Origin of the sequence: Olsenella uli (assembly GCF_016900775.1) — a bacterium.
GTDB classification, from domain to species: Bacteria; Actinomycetota; Coriobacteriia; order Coriobacteriales; family Atopobiaceae; genus Thermophilibacter; species Thermophilibacter uli_A.
The window spans coordinates 48553-70325 of record NZ_JACJKN010000015.1 but is presented as its reverse complement, the minus strand read 5'-3'; the positions used below and the strand labels follow the sequence as shown (position 1 = coordinate 70325).

Sequence of the window (21773 nt, the reverse complement as noted above, 5' to 3'; positions counted from 1 at the left end):
AGTGTCCATTGCGGTCTCCGTTCCCTCGAATCCTTCTCTTGGTCGAAAGAGATTCTAGGACGGAGGCCGTTCCTAATTCAGGTCTCCCTTACACCACATTTCGCGACGCGATCCTCCACCTGTCTGCCCGCGACACGCGAAGGGCATCCTTTCGGCGCGATACTCCGCCTCGTCATGCTACCCTCCCTCTACCGCGACGATCATAGTAGGAGCCGGTATTTTCCGAATTACTGAGCCATGACTCTCCGAAAACAACTGCCCCAGATGGGCAATTTGGGCCAAGAATGTCAATCGACGCGCCCGGCTGGCGAGCCTACCACGTGAGCGCGTGCACCTCATACGAGGCGTAGTCGGGCGGATTGAAGCAGCTCACCTCAAATGACCTTGACGCGCCCTGGGCTGGCCTGTCGACGAACGCCTGCCCCCCATAAATGACCCTGCCAGCCTCATCGCGCAGAACAACGAGTATCGCGACGGACCCCATATCGAACACTTCGTCGCCTTCGTGTTCCAGGGTCACCTCCCCCGTGAACGACTTCGAACCGAAGCCGTCCTCCACCACCGAGAGGTTGGAGATCGAATAGGTGGACGCTTCGCCCGTTGCCATGCTCGCGTTGTGGCCATCCGGCTCGGAGACGGCAAACTCAACACTGTCCGGCGCCGTCCCGTTTCCCGCCGGGGCGGCCCACCAGATGGTCTGGCCCGGATAGATGACGCCAAGGACCTGGTCTTGGGAAAAGACGACTGATCCGTCATCGGCGCGACCCGTGATGGTGACCGTGGGGTACTCGATCGTTGAATCCCCGCTGTTGTTACGCAGCGCGAAGGCATAGCTGATGTAGCCAGCTGAATCAGGCGACCACCCGGATTCCACGATCTCGAGAGGGTTCTCATCGGTGGCGGGGGCAGCTGAGGCGCCGTCCGCATCGTCTGCGTCGTCCTCCGGCTGCCGTTGCGGCTGGGATTGAGCCGGCTCATCGGCAACCGGGGCACCCGCGTCCTTCTCTCCAGCCCCAAACGTCTGCGCGAAAATGATTGCCACCGCCGCCACAAACGCAACCGCCGCCATCACGGCAAGAAGGGCCTTCACCCAGTTACGCCGACGCGGCGCCGGCCCAAGCGTCGGCGGCTCCACCGAATCCGCCACCTCGTCTGGAGCCGCGTCTTTCTCGCCGCCTATCGCCGCCGCAAAGGCCCCAGCGCTCTGATAGCGTGCGCTCGGCTCCATCGCGCTCGCGCGCTGAATGATTTCCCGCAAATCCGGGGAGACCAGCGAGTCATCCTCAAGCGCAGCCTCGTACTTCTCGCCCTCCGCCGGCATGACGCCCGTGAGCAGGTAGCCGAGCATGCGGCCGAGCGAGTAGACGTCCGACCGGGCGTCGGTCTGGGCAAAACCATACTGCTCGGGAGACGCAAATCCGTACGTGCCAAGCTGAGTGGTATCGCGCGTGGCGCCCTCCACCCTAAAGCGAGCGATTCCCAGGTCGATGAGGTGCGCGCCGTCCGCAGCCACGATTACGTTCGCGGGCGAGATGTCGCGGTGGATGATCCCGCGCGCGTGAAGGGCGCCGACCGCCTCGCAAAGCTGGGCCACAATCTGCAGCGCGTCTTTCTCGTCAAGATGCCCGCGGGAGGCGACCATCTGCTCGAGATTCTCTCCAGGGACGTAGTCGCACACGACAACGAACTCTCGGGGCATCTCATAGGTTGCCTCGACGCGTGGCAGGCGGGCCGAGTCGCACTCAGCGAGCGTCGCCCACACGCCGCGGCGCGCCAGCTTGGCGGGGATGCGCTTCCGAACAAACGGGCCGGACCCGTCCAAGGTCACGAGCTCCGTTGTGCCACCGGCACCGCTGGCCAGCACGCGCTCCACATGATATGCGTCGTCTATGCCCATGGCATGCATGACCTGCTCATCGTTCAATTCAGCGCCATCCGCTCATCCCCCCACCCTCACAGCTAACAATAGTAAAGGTTATATTCAGTCGTGGACTGATTCCTCAGTTCGCAACTGAATGAGCGACACGCGCCCGGCGCGGCGGCGGCTAACGAAGCGGGCCGGTTCCCAGCAGGGTCTTCTCGCCCAGACGATATAGCTCGTCGTCCGTCTGGGTGCGGCTATACCCGTGCTCCACGCACCAGATGATCACGGCATCGCGACGGTTCTTAGCCCAGAGCTCGGAGACGCCGTCGAGGCGCAGCAGCCGCTGGGTCTCGCGCAGGGTGCATCCCATGCCAAACGCGAGCATGATGGCCTTGTCCCGGCCAAGGCGGCTGTCGCCGTTGAAAACGTCGTAGACGAACGTACTGTTGAGACCGGAAGCGCGCACCACCTCGGAGCGTTTCATACCCTTTTCTCCGAGCAATTGGAAGAGGTAGTCGGGTAGCCTGCGGTCGATTGTCAGGCCCTCGTCGAGATAGGCCTCCGGAGTCGAGGACGCAAGCAGGCGCTCGAGCAGCTCCTCTGTCAGACGCTCTTTGGGCATGGCGCGCCACCTTTCTCGTACGATGGAACGAGGTCGGTCCCCATCATCATGATGCGCGAAGCGTGCGCTCGCAATTTGCGGGATAGTGCGAAATATCGACCGATGGTCGTGCAATCAGCGGGATAGTGTGAAGCCTTTTTGGCCAAAACTGGCCCCAGCGGGCGTCAAAAAACCTCTCCCTGCAGACGTCTTCGCAGGAAACAGGGGAGCGCCCATCCCGCACCCCATCGAAAACCCTTCACACTATCCCGCTGATTGCAGGCGGAACGCCGATTATTTCGCACTATCCCTCTAATTGCACAAGAGGCTGCCGCGTACCCCCTAAAACTTGTCCACGTGACCGGTCGCGGCCGTGCTCCGCGCGCGCAGATCGGCAATCGCGGCCGGAATCTCGTCCAAGTCATACGGCGTCATCTGATAGACCCAGTTGAGCCAGTTGCGGTAGAGCAGGTTCGCGTGCGCGCGCCAGGTGAAGAGGGGCTGCTTCTCCGGGTCGTCATCCGGGAAGTAGTTCTCGGGCACGCGGATGGGCAGGCCCTTGTGGAAGTCGCGCCAGAACTCGTCTGCCAGGGTGTCGCGACCGTACTCAAAGTGACCGGTCACGTAGACCTCGTGGAAGTCGCGCGTGGCCAAAAGCGACGGACCGCTCGTGAAGCCCTCGGAGAGCGTGCAGAGCTCGGGGTGCTTGGCCAGCTCGCCGGTGTCGATTGCGGCGTGGCGGCTGTGCGGCATGTAGTGCACCTCGTCGAAGCCGTTGGTGAGGAAGCTGTACTCGTCGCAGAGGCGCTGCTTGAACACGCCAAAGAGCTTGGCGCCGAGCTGTCGCTTGGGAATCTGGTAGAGGTGCCACAGCGCGCCCAGCGCGCCCCAGCAGAGGAACATCGTCGAGAACACGTGCTCCTGGCTCCAGTCCACGATCTCGCAGAACTCGTCCCAGTAGTCGACCTCCTCGTACTCGAGGTGCTCAACGGGCGCGCCGGTGATGATGAGGCCGTCATAGTTCTTGTCGCGGAAGGAGTCGAACGTGTCATAGAACTTGACGAGGTGGTCCTGCGAGACGTGCGTGGACTCGTGGGTGGAGACGCGCATGAAGTCGCAGCTCACCTGCAGCGGGGACTTGGAGATGAGGCGCAGGATCTGGGTCTCGGTCTCGATCTTGGTGGGCATGAGGTTCAAGATCGCCACCCGCAGGGGGCGGATCTCCTGATGGCTTGCCACCTCCTCCTCGAGGGCAAAGATGCGCTCCTGCTGGAGGATGGCCTTGGCGGGCAGGCCGTCGGGGATGTTGATGGGCATGCGGACTCCATTTCTGCGGCTTAACCTGTCCAGTATACCCACGCTCCGGTGTCCATGCTCTATACTTGCAGCTATGACTACTACATTTGCCGAGCTCGGGCTAAACGAGCAGATTCTCGCCGGGGTGGACGCCCTCGGCTTCACCACCCCGACCCCCGTCCAGGAGCAGGCCATCCCCGTGGTGCTCGCGGGCCGCGACATCGTGGCCTCCGCGCAGACGGGCACGGGCAAGACCGCGGCCTTCGCGCTGCCCGCGCTGCAGCTTGTGGCCGGCGCCAAGGGCAAGGGGCCGCACGCGCTCGTGGTCACGCCCACGCGCGAGCTCGCGGCGCAGATCGAGAAGGTCGTCTCCGTAGTCTGCGAGAAGACCGGCCAGCGCGCGGTCATCGTCATGGGCGGCGCCAAGTTCGACCGCCAGATCAAAGAGCTCGAGCGCGGCTGCGACCTGCTCGTCGCCACGCCCGGCCGCCTGATTGACCTCATGGAGCACAAGCACGTGAGCCTCTCGCAGGTCAAGGTGCTCGTCCTCGACGAGGCGGACCGCATGCTGGACATGGGCTTCTGGCCGAGCGTCCGCCGCATCATGCACGCGCTGCCCGCCGAGCACCAGACGCTCCTCTTCTCGGCCACCATCCCGCCGTCGATCAAGTCCACGATCGACGCGCTGCTCACCGACCCCGCCACCGTGGAGATCGCCCGCGTGGGCGAGACCGCGGACACCGTGGAGGAGCACCTCTGCCCCGTCACCCAGGGCCAGAAGACCGAGCTTTTGCGCGCGCTTCTGGACACCGGCGGCGCGGCGGGCGAGAAGCCCGAGCGCGTGCTCGTGTTCTGTCGCACCAAGCACCGCGTGGACGACGTCTCCAAGACCCTCAAGGCAGCCGGCGTGAAGGTCGACGTCATGCACGCCGACCGCCCGCAGAAGGCCCGTGAGCGAGCGCTTGAGAAGTTCCGCGAGGGCAAGGTCCAGGTCCTCGTGGCAACCGACGTCATGAGCCGCGGGATTGACGTCTCTGGCATCGACGCCGTCGTGAACTTCGACGTCCCCATGGACCCCGAGGACTACGTCCACCGCATCGGCCGCACGGGCCGCGCGGGCGCGACCGGCCACGCCTACACCTTCGTGGCGCCGGACGAAATCAGCCCCCTGCGCGAGATCGAGTACTTCACCAAGAAGCTCGTACCCGTGTGGGACCTCGACGGCTTTACCTACGACTCCGGCCGCATCGTGCCGCAGGCGGACCGCCCCACCAAGCGCTCCACCCGCACGATGTTCGCTGGCTCGCGCAGCCGCGGCCGCGGCATCGCCGGTGGCCGCTACGGCCGCCACTACTAGCCTGCGGATTGGGGACGGGTTATTTCTCTCAGAGTTTTTGGGACAGGTCCCCGACGCGAGGAAGGCCCGCCCCGGCGGCAGCCAAGGCCTGTCCCAAAAACTCTGAGAGAAATAACCCGTCCCCAATCCGCAGGAGGACACGTGAAGCAGGCACGCCCCTATCCGCGCATCACCGTCACTCGCAAGGCCGCCCGTTCGCTCGCGGGCGGGCACCCATGGGTCTTTGAGGGCGAGGTCATCTCCGCCGAGCCAGCCCAGAACGGCAGCGTTGTGGACGTCTTCGAGGAGAACGGCACGTGGCAGGGGGCGGGCCTGCTCTCGCAGGAGTCCAAGATCCGCGTGCGGATGGTCACCCACAACGCCAACGACCGCGTCGACGAGGCGTTCTGGCGCAGGCGCGTCACCTGGGCCTGGCAGCATCGCCGCACGACCATGGGCGGCCGCGCCCTCCCCGGCGCCGAGCCTGACACCAACTGCTGCCGCGTCGTCTTCTCGGAGGCGGACGGCATCCCCGGCCTCGTGGTGGACCGCTACGAGAACGTGCTGGTCACGCAGGTGGGCACCGTCGGGATGGAGCGGCTGCGACCCGTCGTGTACGCCGCGCTTCTGGACGCCCTCGCCGCGGACGGCGAGAGGATTGACGCCATCTACGAGCGAAACGACGGCGCCTCCCGCGCCAAGGAGGGCCTGCCCCAGTACAAGGGCTGGTGGGAGGGGGCGGGCGTCACCACGCCCGAGACCCCGCGCATCATGGTGCGTGAGAACGGCCTCGCTTTTGACCTCGACATCGAGAACAGCCAGAAGACCGGCTTCTTCCTGGACCAGAAGTACAACCGCCGCGCCGTGCGCGAGATCTCTGCCGGGCGGCGCGTGCTCGACTGCTTCTGCCACGTGGGGCCCTTCGGCCTCAACGCCGCCGCGGGCGGAGCGGACCGCGTACGCTGCGTGGACGTGAGTCAGACCGCCATTGACCTCGCGCGGGAGAACGCCCGCCTCAACGGGTTAGACGCGCGCATGGACTTCACCTGCGCGAACGTCCTCGACTACCTGCCCGAGCTCGCCCGCGACCGCGGCCGCCTGCGCGAGGAGGGCGGGCCGTTCGACCTCATCGTGCTTGACCCGCCCGCCTTCACCAAGAGTCGCGGCACCGTAGCACACGCCGCGCGCGGCTATCGGGAGATCAACTACCACGCGCTGCGCCTCCTGCCGCGCGGCGGGTACCTCGCCACCTGCAGCTGCTCCCACTTCATGACGCGCGATCTTCTCGCCAAGGCGATCGCCGAGGCAGCCCACCAGGCAAACGTCCAGCTCAAACAGGTCGAGGAGCGCCAGCAGGCGCCGGACCACCCCATCCTCTGGGGCTTCCCCGAGAGCCACTACCTCGACTTCTTCATCTTCCAGGTGGTCTAGTCGGCACAAAGGGGCTGTCCTCTCATGCCGCCCAAGTGGTAGATTGTGAGATTGATTACACGCACGACCCTGGGAGTCACCACCATGCTTGAGCTCTTTGGTATGTTCGTCCTCGCCCTCGCCCCCATCATCTGGCTCGTCATCGCGCTCTGCGGCCTCCATATGGAGGCCTACCTCGCCAGCCTCGGTGCGCTCGTCGTGGCCGCGCTCTGTGCCGCCCTCGGCTGGGGCATGACGCCCGTCAACATGGCCACGGCCGCACTCGAGGGCTTTGCGATGGCGCTTTGGCCCATCGTCATCGTGATCATCGCGGCGGTCTTCACCTACAACCTCACCGTGCACACCGGCGCCATGGAGACGATCAAGCGGATGCTCTGCTCGGTCTCCGCAGACAGGCGCGTGCTCACGCTGCTCATCGGCTGGTGCTTCGGCGGCTTCCTCGAGGGCATGGCGGGCTTTGGCACCGCCGTCGCCATCCCGGCGAGCATGCTCATGGCGCTCGGCATCTCGCCGGTGACCTCCATCCTGGCCTGCCTCATCGCCAACGGCGTGCCCACGATGTTCGGCTCCATCGGCATCCCCACCACCACGCTCGCCTCCATCACCGGCATCGACGTGGTCGAGCTCGCCACCGTCCAGGCCATCCAGGTGTTCCCGTTCGTCGTGGCCTGCCCGATCCTCATGGTCGCGCTCGTGGGACACGGCCCCAAGGCGCTCAAGGGGATGCTGCCCATCTCGCTTATCTCCGGCGTCTCCTTCGCGGCCTGCCTCGTGGTGGCCGGCCACTTCATCGGCGGCGAGCTGCCCGATGTGGTTGCCTCCGTGGTCTCGCTCGTCCTCACCTTTGCCTTTGCGCTCCACCTGCACAAGAGCGGCGCCGAGGTGCCCGAGAAGTTCCGTCTCGACGCGGCCGCGGACGACGACGCGCCGCAGGAGTCCGTGGCGGACAAGCTGCGCGCCTGGGCGCCGTTTGCCCTCATCTTTGTGGTGCTGCTGCTCACGAGCAAGCTCGTGCCGTTCGTGAACGGACCGCTCTCCGCCATCAAGAGCACGGTCAACATCTACGCGGGCGACCCCACGGCAACGCTGACCTTCTCGTGGGTGAACACGCCCGGCGTCTTGATCTTCATCTGCGGCATCGTGGGCGGCCTCATCCAGCACTGCCCGCCGCGCGAGATGCTCGGCGTCCTCGCCGCCACCGTGAAGCAGATGAGCAAGACCATCGTCACGATGCTCGGCGTGTTGGCCTGCGCCAAGATCATGGGCTACTCGGGCATGATCGCGAGCATCTCGGCCTTCTTCGTGGCCGCGCTCGGCAGCCTCTACCCGCTCGTGGCTCCGCTCCTGGGCGCGCTCGGCACCTTTGTCACCGGCTCCGGCACCTCGAGCGAGGTCCTCTTTGGCAACGTGCAGCTCCATGCGGCGCAGTCCATCGGCGCCAACGAGACATGGCTCGTGGCGTCCAACTCGCTCGGCGTCTCCGCCGGCAAGATGCTCAGCCCGCAGAACATCGCCATCGGCTGCGCGGCCTGCGGCCTCGTGGGCAAGGACGGAGAGATCCTCGGCAAGATTGCTAAGTACGCGTTCGCCTACGCCGCGGCGATGGCGGTCATCGTGTACGTTGGCTCGCTCATCCTGTAGCAACGCGGGCGAGAAGAACGCCCCTCTCGGCGCATCCGCGCCCATCCCAGACTGAGCTGAGTGACAGGTTTCGGACGTACGAGGCCCCTAAAGCGGCCCCGTACGTCCGAAACCTGTCACTCGCATTCGCCCGGCGGGCCGCCTGCAGCCGCGCGGGCGGCCCGCCGGGCGTCGCGGCGCGCGCGGAAGAACGCCCTCAGCAGCTCGGCGGCCTCATCGGCAAGCACGCCGGGGGTGACCTCGAACTCGTGGTTGAGGCGCGGGTCATGGCTCACGTCGTAGAGCGTGCCCAGCGCTCCGCCCTTGGGGTCCGCCGCCCCGTACACGCAGCGGTCCACGCGCGCGTTCACCATGAGGCCGGCGCACATGAGGCAGGGCTCCAGCGTCACGTAAACCGTGCAGCCCGTCAGCCGCCAGCGCCCCAGCTCGCGAGCGGCGGCAACCATGGCGGAGAACTCGGCGTGCGCCGAAGGGTCGGCATCGGTCTCGCGCCGGTTGTGGGCGCGCGCGACCACGCGGCCGTCGCACACCACCGCGGCGCCAATGGGCACCTCGCCCTCTGCCGCAGCCAGCTCCGCCTCCTCGAGCGCGAGGCGCATATACCGCTCGTCGTTCTTCTCGCCCGCGTCCATCTTTGGTCCCCCGCATCCGCGTCCGCCCCACATGGGGTAGGATACTAATGCTTGCACACTCGGAGGAGTGGCAGAGTGGTTGATTGCAGCGGTCTTGAAAACCGTCGAGCGGGTATCCCCCGTTCCGAGGGTTCGAATCCCTCCTCCTCCGCCTTCTTTTTCTCGGCGAGCCCTCCATACAGTTTGAAACGCAAAAGGCGCCCCAGGCCCAAGGTCCGGAACGCCCAGCAAGCGCGCTCGATGGGAACGGGTGCCCGCCAGAGGCCCCTTATGGCTGCTGCCTCCCGGCCCTGACCAGGTTCGAGGTGTTGCGTCACCCGAACCCATCGAACGCGCTCGGCAAGAGTGTAGCAGAAGCGCGCCTGGCGCACGGGCGGGCAGCCGACCTCGGCACGCGGGCGCCTTTGAACAACATATCCGGCCCATGATTGCGCCCACGGTCCCGGCATACCGAGCCCCGGAACGCACAACCCGACATTTTGCGAGAAAAATCCTCTGATTTGTCGGGTTATGCGTAGTCTTTCGGGATACCAGCCCACAGCCGTCCGCCGACAACCCCGGACGGACGCCCCGCGGCGCGCTACGCTTGTCAAAACCCGACCGTAGGGAGGCCCCATGCGCAACAACTTCTGCAAGACCCCGCTCTGGGAGTGCAACGACGAGCTCGTGCGCGTAGCGCAGGGCGCCCGGCCTGCGGATCTGGTGATCCGCCATGCGAACCTCGTGAGCGTGACCACGCACGAGATCCTACCGGACGCCGACATCGCCGTCGCGTGCGGCCGCGTGGCCTACCTGGGCCTCGGCGAGCACACGGCCGAGCACTGCATAGGCCCCGACACGCAGGTCATAGACGCCAGCGGCCTCTACGCCGCGCCCGGCCTCATGGACAGCCACATCCACATAGAGAGTGCCATGATCGGCCCAGCCGAGTACGCTCGGGCTGTCGTGCCGCACGGGACCACCGGCATCTTCTGCGACCCGCACGAGGTCGGCAACGTGGCCGGCATGGCGGGCGTTCGCGCGATGTTCGAGGACGCGCGGCGGGCGCCGCTCAAGGCCATGATGACGCCGCCCTCCTGCGTGCCGGCCGTGACGGGCGTGGAGGACACGGGCGCCGAGGTCACCGCGGCGGACATCGCGGATAGCATGACGTGGGAGAACGTCGTCGCCCTCGGCGAGATGATGAACTTCCCCGGCATCCTGGCAGGCGAGAAGAACGCGATCGACGAGGTGCGCGAGACCCTCAAGGCCGACCGCGTGGTGACCGGGCACTTCCCCTCCCCCGACCGCGACCGCGCGCTCAACGCCTACATTGCCGCCGGCGTCTCCTCCTGCCACGAGTCCGGCAGCTTTGACGAGGTGCTCACGAAGCTCCGCCTGGGCATGTACGTGCAGCTGCGTCAGGGCTCGGCCTGGCTCAACCTGCCCGGCTACCTGCCGCAGCTCGTGGCGAGCGGCGTGGACACGCGCCTGTGCCTCCTCTGCTCGGACGACAACCACCCGCACACCCTGCTCGACGAGGGCCATATGGACCGCATCCTGCGCACGGCCGTCGAGCTGGGGCTCGACCCGGTGACCGCCCTCCAGATGGCCACGATCAACTGCGCGGAGTACTTCGGGCTCGCGCACGACCTGGGCTCCATCACGCCGGGCAAGTGCGCCGACATCGTGCTTCTCGATGACCTCGAGGGCTTCTGCGCCCGCAAGGTATTCATTGACGGCGAGCTCGTGGCCGAGGACGGCCGCGCGCTCTTCTCTCCCGAGCCCTACGCCTGGCCCGACTTCATGACCCACACCATGAACCTGGGCCTCACCCCCACGGCCGAGACGTTCCGCATCCCCGTTGACCTGCCGGACGGCACGGCCCGCGTCCGAGCGATGGCCATCGACCCCGGCGACACGCTCACGCGCAACGTGGTGGTGGAGGTGCCGGTGGCGGGCGGCGAGCTCCGGGCGGACCCCGCGCACGACGTCCTCAAGGTGGCCGTCTTCGACCGCCACCACGGCGCAGACGGCACGCACGCGTTTGGCTTTGTCATGGGCTTTGGCATCCACGGCGCGCTCGCGCAGACCGTCTCCCACGACGCGCACAACCTGCTCGTGATGGGCGACAACGACGAGGACATGGCGCTCGCGGCAGCAACGCTCGCGAAGTGCGGCGGCGGCGAGGTCGCCGTGGCGGACGGCCGGGTGCTTGCGCTCGTGGAGCTGCCGGTCTGCGGCCTCATGAGCACGGAGCGCGTTGAGGTCGTGGCCGAGAAGGTCGCGCAGGCGAGAAGGGCGTGGGAGCAGATGGGCTGCGCGATGCCCTCGCCGTTCATGACGATGGGCGTGATGTCGCTCGCGTGCGTGCCCGAGCTGCGCCTCACCAACCGCGGCTACGTGAACTGCCTCACCTTTGAGATGGAGGACCTGCTCGTGGAGTAGGCCCGGACGGGCGGCCTGACGGGGCCTGACAAAGGTGACGGGGGGGACTGTCATGAAGCGTTCATGACAGTCCCCCCCGTCACCTTTGTCAGGCCCCGTCACCTTTGTCAGGCCCGCCTCAAATAGACGAGGGCCCGTCGGCGCCGCTTGCGCGCCCCGGGCCCCCACTTTTGGCAGCTGCCTAGCAATTACGCTCTCACAGTGCGTCGGCACGGACGTCGCTTCGTCGTACCGTCGCTCCCTGCACGACGTATATCATTCCCAATACGCAGCGTCACCGAGGCCACATTGCGGTGAACGGTCGGATTCACCGTCGAAGCACATCTCGCCAACAAGACCTCCATAGCCGCGATAGGATGTATCGGGTGCACCGACCCAAAGGAGTGAGCATGGCCAAGAAGACCGCCGCCCGGCGCCGGGAGGGACAGAGCGAGTTCAGCGACGACGCCTTCGAGAACGTCCGCGCGTCCGCGACGTATGACTACAACGAGCTCGTCCTGGCGCGCGCAGCCGAGCGCATCCACCCGCGCGCCAAGCAGTACCTGACCTTCGTCAACTTTGCGTCCCTGCTGATCCTCGTGTTCTGCGCGTGGAACTTCCGGGACAACAACGTCCTTCTCCTCGTCCTTGCCGTCGTGGCCTTTGCGCTGCTGTACGTCTGGGCCAACTGGAACACCCTCCAGCTGCGGCTGGCGCGCCGCGGGAGCCTTGCCCTCGAGGGGCCAAACGAGCGGCGTCACGTGGTCGTCTGCGACGATGCCGTCCACGTGCAGAGCAACCTTGGCAGCTCGGCGACCTACCCCCTCTCTGACCTCAAGTGGGTCAGCGCGACCGACGAGTGCCTGCTCGCGAGCTTTGGCCGCGGACGGTACGCCTACGTTCCCCGCCGCTGCCTGAGCGAGAACCGCTTTCGCGAGCTCGTCCGCTTCCTCGAGGACCAGCGCTAGGGGCAAGCCCGACAGAGGCGACCTGACAAAGGTGACGGGGGAGACTGTCATGAACCCTTCATGACAGTCTCCCCCGTCACCTTTGTCAGGTCATTGCCGTTGGCTAGCGCTTCCAGACCACGGCCTCGTAGGGGCGCAGCTCGCCGGGCGCGGGCGCGTCGGCATAGTTGCCGAGAAGAACCTCGTACTTCTCGGCCCCCAGGCCAGAAAGCCGGCAGGGAGCGTCATCGAAGGAGCACGCCACCACCAGCCGCTCGTCACCAAGGACGCGCTCGAAGGCGATCACCTTGGGCGCCGCCGCGCCGGCGTCGAGGAAGCGCACCTCTCCGCGCGCAATCACGTCCGAGGAGTGCCGCAGCGCCACGAGCGCGCGGTAGAACTCGAACATGGAGCCCTCCGCGCCCACCTCGGCCTCGGCGTTCACCAGCTCGTGGTTGGCCGGGATGGCGAGCCACGGCGCGCCCGTCGTAAAGCCGGCGCCCGGCGCGGAGGTCCACTGCATGGGGGTGCGACCGTTGTCCCGCGAGCGCTCCTGGATGACATGAAGCGCCTCGGCGGGCGTGGCCCCGGCATCCACGAGGATGCGGTAGTTGTTGTGGCTCTCAACGTCGTTGAAGTCGTCGATGGAGGCGTAGCCGGCATTGGTCATGCCCAGCTCGTCCCCCTGGAAGACGTAGGGCGTGCCCTTCATGAAGAAGCTCATGACGGCGAGCATCTTGCCCACGCGCTCCCAGCTGCCGCCGCGCCTCCCAACGCCCTCGCGCCCGCCAAAGCGCGTGACGGCGCGGGGCTGGTCGTGGTTGTCCCAGAAAAGCGCGTTCCAGCCGCCGCCGGCCTGCATGCCCTCCTGCCAGCTGCGCAGGACCTCGCGCAGGCGGTCGATGTCGGGCTCCATGAGGGCCCACTTGCTGCCACCGGCGTAGTCCACCTTGAGGTGGTGGAAGCTGAAGCTCATGGAGAGCTCGTGGCTCTCGGGGCGGGTGTAGCGGATGCAGTTCTCCAGCGTCGTGGAGGCCATCTCGCCCACGGTGACCATGCCGTCGATCCCGGCGCGCGCCACCAGCTCCTGCAGGTACTCGTGCACGTGGGGACCGTCGGCCACGAGGGCGCGGCAGGCGTCGCCGGGACCGGGCACGTCCTCGAAGACGTCCGGCTTGGAGATGAGGTTCACCACGTCAAAGCGGAATCCCGTGACGCCGCGGGCGCGCCAGAAGCGCACCACGTCCGCGCAGGCCTCCCGGACCTCGGGGTTGGTCCAGTCGAGGTCCGGCTGGCTCACGTCGTGCATGTGCAGGTACCACTTGCCGAGGCGCGGCTCCCACTCCCAGGCGCTGCCGCCGAAGGCGCACTGCCAGTTGGTGGGCGGCTTGCCCGGGTCCCCGGGACCGGTGGAGCCGCGGCCGTCGCGCAGAATGTAGTACGCGCGGTACTTCTCGTCCCCCGCGAGGGCGCGCTGGAACCACTCGTGCTCGCAGGAGGTGTGGCAGAGCACCATGTCAAGCATGATGCCCATCCCGCGCTCGCGCGCCGCAGCCACCAGCTCGTCGAAGTCCCCCATCGTCCCGTAGCGCGGGTCGACGGCGCGGTAGTCGGAGATGTCGTAGCCTCCGTCGCGCTGCGGCGAGGGGTAGAACGGCGTGAGCCACAGGTAGTCCACGCCCAGCTCGGCCAGGTAGTCGAGCTTGCTCGTGATGCCGGGCAGATCGCCCAGGCCGTCGCCGTCGCTGTCGCAGAAGCTCTTGACGTAGATCTGGTAGACCACGCTCTTGTGAAAGTCCTTCTCGATTGCTGCCATCAGCGAGTTACCTCCTCTTGGGACGTGCGAAGGGCGCGCGGGAAGGCCCGCGCGCCCGGAGTCTAGGCGCGGTAGGTGGCCACGACGGTGTCGCCGGCCTCGGCCTCCATGCCGGAGACGAGCTCGAGGCCCTGGGCCGAGCCCTCGCCGGTCACCACGAAGGCAACGGCGGTGGGGTGTCCGGCCGCGCGAATCTTGCTCGTGGAGAAGGTCATGAGCGGCTGGCCGGCCTTCACGCGCTGGCCCTGCTCGACGAGGCAGGCAAAGCCGTCGCCGCCCATCTCCACGGTGTCCACGCCCACGTGGACGAGAAGCTCCATGCCGTCGTCGAGGACAAGGCCGATCGCGTGGTTGGAGCCGGGCATCGTGGCGGCCACCATGCCGTCCGCGGGGGCCACGACGGTATCGGCGCCGGCGGCAGGCTCGATGGCCAGGCCGTCGCCCATGGCCTTGCTGGAGAAGACCGGGTCGGGCATCTCGGTGATGGGCTGCACGGAGCCGGAGAGCGGGGCCAGGAGCACGCGGTCGACGGGCTCGGCCGCAGGGGCGGACGAGGCGGGGGCAGCGTCCGCGGGGGCCTCAGAAGCGGCGGCGGGGGCGGCGGCGAGCACAAGGCCGCGGTCCTTCTCGCCGAGCTTCTTGGTACCCACGAGGTAGGTGAGCACAAACGGGATCACGATGGCGATGAGCATGCAGACCGCGAAGATGCCCCAGAAGTTGAAGACGATCGAGAGGATGCCCGGCAGGCCGCCGACGCCGATGGAGAGCGCCTGAACGCCGAATCCGGTGCAGACCATGGCCGCGCAGGCGGAGCCGATCATGCCACAGACCAGCGGGAACTTGTACTTGAGGTTGACGCCAAAGAGCGCGGGCTCGGTGACGCCGAGGTAGCACGAGATGCACGCGGGGATGTTGACCTGCTCGGCGCGCTCGTTCTTCTTCTGGAGCACCGTCATGGCCAGGACCGCGGAGCCCTGCGCGATGTTGGAGAGCGCGATCATGGGCCAGAGGGTGGTGTAGCCGAGGTTGTTGACGAGCTGGGAGTCGATGGCGTTGGTCATGTGGTGCAGGCCCGTCATCACGAGCGGCGCGTAGACGGCGCCGAAGACGGCGGCAAACAGCACGCGCACGTCAGAGCTGAGGCCCCAGTTCACCGCCTCGGCGATGGCGTTGCCGATGGCCCAGCCGATGGGGCCCACCACCAGGTGCGCGATGAAGACGGCCGGCACGAGGGACATGAAGGGCACCACGATCATGCGCACGACCTCGGGCGTGACCTTGGTGAAGAACTTCTCGAGCCACACGAGCACGAAGGCGGCCATGAGCGACGCGATGACCTGGCCCTGGTAGCCGGTGCCGAGGAAGGAGTAGAAGCCAAAGTCGTAGGTGTGCGCGGCGATGTCCTCGGGGGTGGCGGTGGCCACGGAGAAGCCGTTGAGCAGCTGCGGGCTCACGAGGGTGAGGCCCAAGATGATGCCCAGGATGGGCGTGGTGCCCATCTTGCGCGTGACCGACCAGCAGATGCCCACGGGCAGCATGTGGAAGACGGCCTCGCCGATGACCCACAGGAAGCTGTACATGCCGTTCCAGAACGTCCACACGTCCGCGATGGACTTGGTGCCGTGCTGGAGGTCGAAGGCGCCCGAGTCGGTGAAGAAGTTGACCTCGCCGATGATGTTGCGGAAGCCCAGGATGAGGCCGCCGCAGATGAGGGCCGGGATGAGCGGGGCAAAGATCTCGCCGAGGATGCCCATCGCGCGCTGCAGCGGGTTCTGGTGGGCGCCCGCGGCCTCCTTGGCCGCCTCCTTGGAGACGCCCTCGATGCCGCTGATCTGCTTGAACTCCTGGTAGAAGTCCGCCACGTCATTGCCAATGATGACCTGGAACTGCCCCGCCTGCGTGAAGGTTCCCTTTGCGCTGGGAAGCTCCTCGATTGCCGCGACGTCGGCCTTGTCCGGATTCACCAGCACGAAGCGCATGCGCGTCATGCAGTGGGTGACGGCGGAGATGTTCCCCTTGCCGCCCACGAGGTCGAGAAGCCGCCCCGCGTCCTCTGTGTACTTTGCCATCAGCTACCTCCTCTTGGTAACCATAACCGGCTCGCCCTTCTCGCGCCCGCCTGGGTGCGTGAACTTATTTGAATAAGTTCATTGTCAGTGTGTCACTACTTATTTGAATAAGTTGACGATATGAGGCGAACGGTCGCTGATTGTCCGCGAACGGTGGCAACTGGCGGGAAAACCTTATTTGAATAAGATAGACACCAGATGTGAAGGAGGTCACATGAAGGCGCGCTACGATGTCATCTTCCGCGAGATTCGCGACAGCATAGAGCGGGGCGACTACCCCTTCCAGGCATTTCTCCCCTCGGAGGCCGAGCTCACGGCGGCCTTTGACTGCTCGCACAACACGCTGCGGCGCGCCCTGAGCCTGCTCCGCGAGCAGGGCTACGTCCAGCCGGTCCACGGCAAGGGCGTGCGCGTGGTCTACCAGCCGCAGGCGCGGACGTCGTTCACGGTGGGGGCGATCGAGTCGTTCCGGGAGGCCGGCGAGCGGGCGCACCTGCACACGAGGACGGAGGTCGCCCGCGTGGAGCAGGTCATCGCGGACGCGCGGCTGGCGCGGCTGACCGGCTTTGCCGAGGGCGACGAGCTCACCTACGTCATTCGCGTGCGGCGCATCGACGGCGAGGCCCTCATCCTCGACCACAGCTACTTCCGCACCTCCTCGGTCCCCGGCATCACCGTGGAGGTGGCGCGCCGCTCCATCTACGACCACATCGAGCGGACCCTTGGGATCACCATCGCCATGAGCAAGCGCACCATCACCGTGGAGCGCGCGGGCGAGAAGGACCGCGAGCTCCTTGACCTCAACGGCATCGACTACCTGGCCGTGGTTGCCAGCCAGACCTTTGACGCGCAGGGCGTCCTCATCGAGTGGACGCAGTCGCGCCACCGCCCGGACCACTTCTGCTTCCGCGACACCGCCGTCCGCCAGCGCGTGTGACCTGACAAAGGTGACGGGGTCGTTTGTCATGAAAGGCTCATGACAAACGACCCCGTCACCTTTGTCAGGTCACCCCTGCGCGGCCACCATGCCATCCGCGCTATACTTGCGTGGTTCCGCTAGCCCGCAACAAGGAGGCCCCCATGGCTCTCATCAGCGTTGACTACTTCTCCTCGAGCCTCATGCGCACCACCACGCTCGAGGTCATTCTCCCCTTTGACGACCAGGGCGCCGCGTACGCCGCCAGCTCCAACCTGCGCCACGCCGAGAAGACCGTCGAGGCCCAGGACGGCGCCTGGGAGCGCATGCCCTACCCGCCCAAGAAGGAGCCGTTCAAGACGCTCTTCCTGCTGCACGGCATCTCCGGCAACCACGCGGACTGGATCTCCGAGACGCGCATCCGCCACTGGGCGGAGAGCCACGGCATCGCCGTGGTGATGCCCTCGGGCTATAACGCCTTCTACCTCGACCAGCCCGAGACGCACGACTACTACGCCCGCTTCGTGGGCCAGGAGCTCGTGGAGGTGGCGCGCCGGATGTTCCCGCTCTCCGACCGCCGCGAGGACACCTTCATCGGCGGCATCTCGATGGGCGCGTACGGCGCGCTGCGCAACGGCCTCAGGTACTGCGAGACCTTCGGCTCCATCGTGGCGCTCTCCTCGGCCATGATCATCGACGGCTTTGACCAGATCATCTCGGACGACCTCTTCTTCCTCTCCCGCCCCTTCCTCGAGCACACCTTCGGCAAGCTCGACGAGGTGCGCGGAAGCGACAAGGACCCGGCGCGCCTGGCCGCAGACCTCGTCTACTGCGACCGCCCGCGCCCGCGCATCTACATGTCCTGCGGCAATCAGGACCCGCTCGCCGAAGCTAACCGGATGCTGGCAGGGCGCATGCGCGACACCGGGCTCGAGGTCACGTATCATGAGATGGCGGGCGGCCACGACTGGGACTTCTGGAACGCAGCCCTGCCGCAGGCGCTCGACTGGCTCCTCTAGCGCCATGCGCCGGGGCCGGTACACTGCCTCATCCGACCGCGCAGGGAGGACTCGAGAATGGCACTGCTCAGAGTCGACTTCTACTCTCACTATCTTCAGCGCAACGTCGTGCTCACGGCGGTGATTCCCGCCGACAAGATGGACGGCGACAAGCTCGCCAAGAAGCGCCGCGGCCCGTACCGCACGGTGTACCTGTTGCACGGGCTCTTTGGCCAGGACGTCGACTGGATCGACCGCACCCACGTGGTCGAGACGGCCGAGGCACGCGACGTCGCCCTCATCATGCCCTCCGGCGAGGACGGGCTCTACCTCAACAAGCCCGAGATCAACGAGTGGCACGGCAAGTTCATCAGCGAGGAGCTGGTGGACTTTACGCGGCGGCTCTTCCCGCTCTCGGCCAAGCGCGAGGACACGGCGCTCGCCGGCATCTCGATCGGCGCCTACACGGCGCTCATCAACGGTCTTTTGCGCCCCGACCGCTTTGGCAGCATCATCATCCTCTCCGGCGCGTTCATGCGCGACCGCGTGCTCGAGGCCGTGGAGTCCCACTCGCCACGCAAGCGCAAGTACTACGAGCGCTTCTTCGGCGACCTCGACACCGTCATTGGGTCCGACAAGGACTACGTGGCGCTCATTGACAAGTTCCGCAAGGACCCCGACCTGCCCAAGCCGCGCTTCTACTCGGCCTGCGGCCTGCATGACAACCTCTGCCAGAACAACCGCGACCTCGTGCACCTGCTGCGCGACGCCAACTTTGACGTCACCTACTGGGAGCCGGAGATCGGCGCGCACGAGTGGCCGTTCTGGAACGCCTGGATCGACTGCGCGCTCGACTGGTACGCGCCCGGCCCCATGAAACCGAGCTCCGCCGAGGTCGACTACACCGCCCTCACCAAGCTCCGCCCGCCGGAGAACCAGCGCTAGCCCAGCGGTCCCCAGATGCTCTGCCCGCCGGCCGCGACCAGCTTCACCTGGCCGCGGCCGGCGGGCGCGAAGATACTTCTCGGCATCGCAAGGTGAGGCTAACGTTCTCGCAGGCAGAAGCTCTAAACTTCGCCCCTGGCCTCATCTTGTGAGGTCAGGGGCGAAGGACCCGCTGTCGATATAAGCGCCGGCACAAGGGGCGCAGCAGAGCGACCCCGCGCGCACTAACTACTTGACCTCGATCAGCTCGTAGTGGCTCGTGCCCAGCCCGATCTTCTCGCCGTGCTCGATCATGGAGCGCCAGTTGGTGTCCGGGTGCGTGAGGTTGAAGTGGTCGTGCTGGCAGCGCTCGGGGACGCCGCCCTCGGCCTCCAGCTTGGCCCTCATGTCCGTGAGCTCCGAGTTGGGCAGCACGGGCGCGGCCAGCGCCATGTCAATGCAGGCCTGGTCGATGGCCACGGGGTCAAAGCTCGCGAACATGCCCAGGTCCGGCACGATGGGCGTGTCGTTCTCCGCGTGGCAGTCGCAGTTGGGGCTAATGTCCATGGCAATGGAGATGTGGAAGCTCGGGCGGTCCTGCACGATGGCCTGCGTGTACTCGGCGATCTTGTAGTTGAGCACGTCGACGGCGGCATCGTAGTCCGGCTCGATGGCGTCCTGGTTGCACGCGCCGATGCAGCGGCCGCAGCCCACGCAGCGGTCGTGGTCGATGTGCGCCACCGGCACGGTGACCGTCTTGCCGCTCGGCAGCTCGCGCTCGCGCGTCCCCTCAAAGCTGATGGCGCCATGCGCGCAGATGCGCTCGCACGCGCGGCAGCCGACGCACTTCTCGGTGTGCACGCTCGGCTTGCCGGCGGCGTGCTGCTCCATCTTGCCCGCGCGCGAGCCGCCGCCCATGCCGAGGTTCTTCATGCAGCCGCCAAAGCCGGCCTGCTCATGACCCTTGAAGTGCGTGAGGGAAATCACGATGTCCGCGTCCATGAGGGCGTGGCCGATCTTGGCCTCCTTCACGTACTCGCCGTTCTTCACGGGGACGAGGGTCTCGTCGGTGCCCTTGAGGCCGTCGGCGATGATCACCTGGCAGCCGGTGGCGTACGGGGTGAAGCCGTTCTGGTACGCGCAGTCGATATGCTCGAGCGCATTCTTGCGGCTGCCCACGTAGAGCGTGTTGCAGTCCGTGAGGAAGGGCTTGCCGCCCAGCTCCTTGACCACGTCAGCTACGGCGCGGGCGTAGTTGGGACGCAGGAAGCTGAGGTTGCCCAGCTCGCCAAAGTGAATCTTGATGGCGACGAACTTGTTCTCAAAGTCAATCTGCCCGATGCCGGCGCGGCGGATGAGACGCTTGAGCTTGTCGAGCTGGCTCTCGCGCGCGTAGGTGCGCAGGTTGGTGTAGTAGACCTTGGCAGTGTTATTGGCGGCAGCGTCCATGCGGCCCCTCTCCCTCGGGTAACGTTTGCTTTCGATTTTACGCCAGTACGGGATGCAAGAGACGCCGCGTCGCCAATTTGGTTGTTTTTGTCACGGGGTCCGGTTATTGGTGTTTCTTTCGGCTTTTCTCAAGTACTACCGATGCCATGGCATTTATCTACCTGCGGCTTTTCGTCCCGTTTATCCCGGATACTCGATGGGCCTCGCAGAAAACACCTAGAACCGGCATGGGCTACTCATCCTGGCCAAACGCCTTCATGAGGATGGTCACAATGCCGCAGAGCATGCCGCCCACGGGCCAGGCCACCCAAAACCACATGGCCGAGGTGCCTTCCGGCTCAAACGCGGAGAGGTCGGGTGCGGCAAAGACCGGCGTGAACAGCAGCGCCAGGCCCACAATCGTGGCCACGATCATGATGGTGCCGCAGACCGCGCCAATCTTCCTGTCCTCCCGCTTGCTCGCGAGAAGCGCCTCTCGCCGGGCCTCGTCCAGCTCCGCGCTCACGATGTCCTCAACCTCAAGGTCCTCGGCCACGCTCTTGTTGTACTCGGCCACGTTGATGCGCCCGAGCAACATCCCGTAATGCGTAATGTTCCACACGCCCAGCGCGATGAAGAACATCAGGAAGAACAGCGCGACGTTTTCCGCCGTCGGCTCGATCATGAGGAGGCAGCCGATGCCCGCGAAGATGAACGCAAGCCCGGCGATGAGCCCGCCGGAGAACTGCCTGCGCGCTGCGGCACGGTCGTCGTCGGTATAGAAGTCCTCCACGTAGGGATGCGCCCTCTGGAAGGCGGCGTGGTCCATGCCGGCGGGGACAAGAAACGCCAGCCCAGCCAGGATGCCCAGGAACACGATGATCACAAAGAGCCCGTCGCGCGCGCCCATCGGCGCCAGCTCGACCGCGCCCTCAAAGAAGAGGCCGATCGCAATGCCCAGAAGAATCGCCGCGATGCCGGTGGGGACCTTCCATGCCAGCGTGCGCCAGTGCTCGTCGTAGCCGCAGACGTCCGTGGGCGGCCCGACGGGAACGGACGCGGCGGCGGGCTCGGGCGCGCGGCCGGTGAGGTCCCCGGTCACGAGGTCGTCCAGGCTGCACTCGAAGATCTGGCAGAGCTTGAGGAGCTTGTCCATCTCTGGATAGCTCTTCTCGGCCTCCCACTTGGTCACGGACTGGCGGGAGACGCCCAGCAGCATGGCAAGCTGCTCTTGGGTCATATTGCGCGTGGCGCGCAGGTGCTGGAGGTTGTCGCGGAAGCTCATGGCTGGCCCTTCCTCGGGGGTGGTGCGCCCGTGCGGGCGCGCTGTCTGCCGGCACCACGTACGTTACGGTACCAGACGGGCGCCAGCCACCAACCCCGGGCTGCTTTTTTGGCAACACAGAGGCGCCCTACGGTTGCAAACCGCAGGTAGATGGCTATGTACGACATAATGGCAACCCTGAAA

16 protein-coding genes, 1 tRNA gene and 1 other RNA gene are annotated in these 21773 nt (G+C 66.2%); 9 read left to right on the top strand and 9 right to left on the bottom strand.

The window, feature by feature from the left end; translation table 11 throughout:
• Positions 1–313: 313 nt before the first annotated feature.
• The 3 genes from H6A23_RS09205 to H6A23_RS09195 form a co-directional block, all read right to left on the bottom strand.
• A complete protein-coding gene (locus H6A23_RS09205) occupies positions 314–1924 on the bottom strand; it encodes a serine/threonine protein kinase (RefSeq protein WP_204831889.1) in 1611 nt (536 codons plus the stop codon).
• 121 nt (positions 1925–2045) lie between these two features.
• A complete protein-coding gene (locus H6A23_RS09200) occupies positions 2046–2486 on the bottom strand; it encodes an XRE family transcriptional regulator (RefSeq protein ID WP_286165927.1) in 441 nt (146 codons plus the stop codon).
• A gap of 321 nt (positions 2487–2807) precedes the next feature.
• On the bottom strand, positions 2808–3782 hold the full coding sequence (locus H6A23_RS09195) for a homoserine O-succinyltransferase (RefSeq protein WP_204831888.1): 975 nt from the start codon (positions 3780–3782) through the stop codon (positions 2808–2810).
• A 73-nt stretch (positions 3783–3855) separates the two neighbouring features.
• Between H6A23_RS09195 and H6A23_RS09190 the strand changes: the two genes are divergently transcribed.
• The 3 genes from H6A23_RS09190 (at position 3856) to H6A23_RS09180 (ending at position 8169) form a co-directional block, all read left to right on the top strand.
• Positions 3856–5118, top strand: coding sequence for a DEAD/DEAH box helicase (locus H6A23_RS09190; protein ID WP_204831887.1), 1263 nt, complete (start codon positions 3856–3858; stop codon positions 5116–5118).
• Positions 5119–5259: 141 nt separating this feature from the next.
• Positions 5260–6528 carry a class I SAM-dependent rRNA methyltransferase gene (locus H6A23_RS09185; RefSeq protein ID WP_204831886.1) on the top strand — a complete coding sequence of 423 codons (1269 nt, stop codon included), beginning with the start codon at positions 5260–5262 and terminating at the stop codon, positions 6526–6528.
• Positions 6529–6612: 84 nt separating this feature from the next.
• A complete protein-coding gene (locus H6A23_RS09180) occupies positions 6613–8169 on the top strand; it encodes an L-lactate permease (RefSeq protein ID WP_204831885.1) in 1557 nt (518 codons plus the stop codon).
• 116 nt (positions 8170–8285) lie between these two features.
• Here H6A23_RS09180 and tadA read toward each other — a convergent pair whose 3' ends face one another.
• The gene (gene tadA / locus H6A23_RS09175; RefSeq protein ID WP_204831884.1) at positions 8286–8801 is read right to left on the bottom strand and encodes a tRNA adenosine(34) deaminase TadA; all 516 of its coding nucleotides are present in this window, start codon (positions 8799–8801) and stop codon (positions 8286–8288) included.
• Between the two features lie 61 nt (positions 8802–8862).
• On the opposite strand from tadA, the gene H6A23_RS09170 reads away from it, so the two are divergent.
• A tRNA-Ser gene (locus H6A23_RS09170) sits at positions 8863–8952 on the top strand.
• Positions 8953–9035: 83 nt separating this feature from the next.
• Here the strand turns inward: H6A23_RS09170 and ffs are convergent.
• An RNA gene (ffs, locus tag H6A23_RS09165) (signal recognition particle sRNA small type) lies at positions 9036–9131 on the bottom strand.
• A 285-nt stretch (positions 9132–9416) separates the two neighbouring features.
• Here ffs and ade point away from each other — a divergent pair.
• Together ade and H6A23_RS09155 are read left to right on the top strand one after the other, a co-directional pair.
• On the top strand, positions 9417–11228 hold the full coding sequence (gene ade, locus H6A23_RS09160) for an adenine deaminase (RefSeq protein WP_204831883.1): 1812 nt from the start codon (positions 9417–9419) through the stop codon (positions 11226–11228).
• 389 nt (positions 11229–11617) lie between these two features.
• Complete coding sequence (locus H6A23_RS09155; RefSeq protein ID WP_204831882.1) at positions 11618–12175, top strand: YcxB family protein; 558 nt, start codon at positions 11618–11620, stop codon at positions 12173–12175.
• Positions 12176–12278: 103 nt separating this feature from the next.
• Here the strand turns inward: H6A23_RS09155 and H6A23_RS09150 are convergent, their stop codons facing one another.
• Both H6A23_RS09150 and treP read right to left on the bottom strand, forming a co-directional pair.
• Positions 12279–13970, bottom strand: a complete 1692-nt coding sequence (locus H6A23_RS09150) for an alpha,alpha-phosphotrehalase (RefSeq protein WP_204831881.1) — start codon at positions 13968–13970, stop codon at positions 12279–12281.
• A gap of 62 nt (positions 13971–14032) precedes the next feature.
• Complete coding sequence (gene treP / locus H6A23_RS09145; protein ID WP_204831880.1) at positions 14033–16039, bottom strand: PTS system trehalose-specific EIIBC component; 2007 nt, start codon at positions 16037–16039, stop codon at positions 14033–14035.
• 214 nt (positions 16040–16253) lie between these two features.
• Here treP and treR point away from each other — a divergent pair, with 214 nt between their 5' ends.
• The 3 genes from treR (at position 16254) to H6A23_RS09130 (ending at position 18898) form a co-directional block, all read left to right on the top strand.
• The gene (gene treR, locus H6A23_RS09140; protein WP_204831879.1) at positions 16254–16976 is read left to right on the top strand and encodes a trehalose operon repressor; all 723 of its coding nucleotides are present in this window, start codon (positions 16254–16256) and stop codon (positions 16974–16976) included.
• A 143-nt stretch (positions 16977–17119) separates the two neighbouring features.
• On the top strand, positions 17120–17974 hold the full coding sequence (locus H6A23_RS09135) for an alpha/beta hydrolase (protein ID WP_204831878.1): 855 nt from the start codon (positions 17120–17122) through the stop codon (positions 17972–17974).
• Positions 17975–18031: 57 nt separating this feature from the next.
• On the top strand, positions 18032–18898 hold the full coding sequence (locus H6A23_RS09130; RefSeq protein WP_204831877.1) for an alpha/beta hydrolase: 867 nt from the start codon (positions 18032–18034) through the stop codon (positions 18896–18898).
• A gap of 228 nt (positions 18899–19126) precedes the next feature.
• Here the strand turns inward: H6A23_RS09130 and H6A23_RS09125 are convergent, their stop codons facing one another.
• Together H6A23_RS09125 and H6A23_RS09120 are read right to left on the bottom strand one after the other, a co-directional pair.
• Positions 19127–20326 carry a DUF362 domain-containing protein gene (locus tag H6A23_RS09125; protein WP_204831876.1) on the bottom strand — a complete coding sequence of 400 codons (1200 nt, stop codon included), beginning with the start codon at positions 20324–20326 and terminating at the stop codon, positions 19127–19129.
• Between the two features lie 232 nt (positions 20327–20558).
• Positions 20559–21590: a helix-turn-helix transcriptional regulator gene (locus H6A23_RS09120; protein WP_204831875.1), complete on the bottom strand. Its 1032-nt coding sequence runs from the start codon at positions 21588–21590 to the stop codon at positions 20559–20561.
• Between the last annotated feature and the right edge of the window lie 183 nt (positions 21591–21773).

Coding starts and splice junctions, on each gene's coding strand:
- H6A23_RS09135 (WP_204831878.1), top strand. CDS start 17,120: ATGGCTCTCATCAGCGTTGACTACTTCTCCTCGAGCCTCATGCGCACC.
- treP (WP_204831880.1), bottom strand. CDS start 16,039: ATGGCAAAGTACACAGAGGACGCGGGGCGGCTTCTCGACCTCGTGGGC.
- H6A23_RS09200 (WP_286165927.1), bottom strand. CDS start 2,486: ATGCCCAAAGAGCGTCTGACAGAGGAGCTGCTCGAGCGCCTGCTTGCG.
- tadA (WP_204831884.1), bottom strand. CDS start 8,801: ATGGACGCGGGCGAGAAGAACGACGAGCGGTATATGCGCCTCGCGCTC.
- H6A23_RS09130 (WP_204831877.1), top strand. CDS start 18,032: ATGGCACTGCTCAGAGTCGACTTCTACTCTCACTATCTTCAGCGCAAC.
- H6A23_RS09155 (WP_204831882.1), top strand. CDS start 11,618: ATGGCCAAGAAGACCGCCGCCCGGCGCCGGGAGGGACAGAGCGAGTTC.
- H6A23_RS09190 (WP_204831887.1), top strand. CDS start 3,856: ATGACTACTACATTTGCCGAGCTCGGGCTAAACGAGCAGATTCTCGCC.
- H6A23_RS09120 (WP_204831875.1), bottom strand. CDS start 21,590: ATGAGCTTCCGCGACAACCTCCAGCACCTGCGCGCCACGCGCAATATG.
- H6A23_RS09125 (WP_204831876.1), bottom strand. CDS start 20,326: ATGGACGCTGCCGCCAATAACACTGCCAAGGTCTACTACACCAACCTG.
- H6A23_RS09195 (WP_204831888.1), bottom strand. CDS start 3,782: ATGCCCATCAACATCCCCGACGGCCTGCCCGCCAAGGCCATCCTCCAG.
- treR (WP_204831879.1), top strand. CDS start 16,254: ATGAAGGCGCGCTACGATGTCATCTTCCGCGAGATTCGCGACAGCATA.
- ade (WP_204831883.1), top strand. CDS start 9,417: ATGCGCAACAACTTCTGCAAGACCCCGCTCTGGGAGTGCAACGACGAG.
- H6A23_RS09180 (WP_204831885.1), top strand. CDS start 6,613: ATGCTTGAGCTCTTTGGTATGTTCGTCCTCGCCCTCGCCCCCATCATC.
- H6A23_RS09150 (WP_204831881.1), bottom strand. CDS start 13,970: ATGGCAGCAATCGAGAAGGACTTTCACAAGAGCGTGGTCTACCAGATC.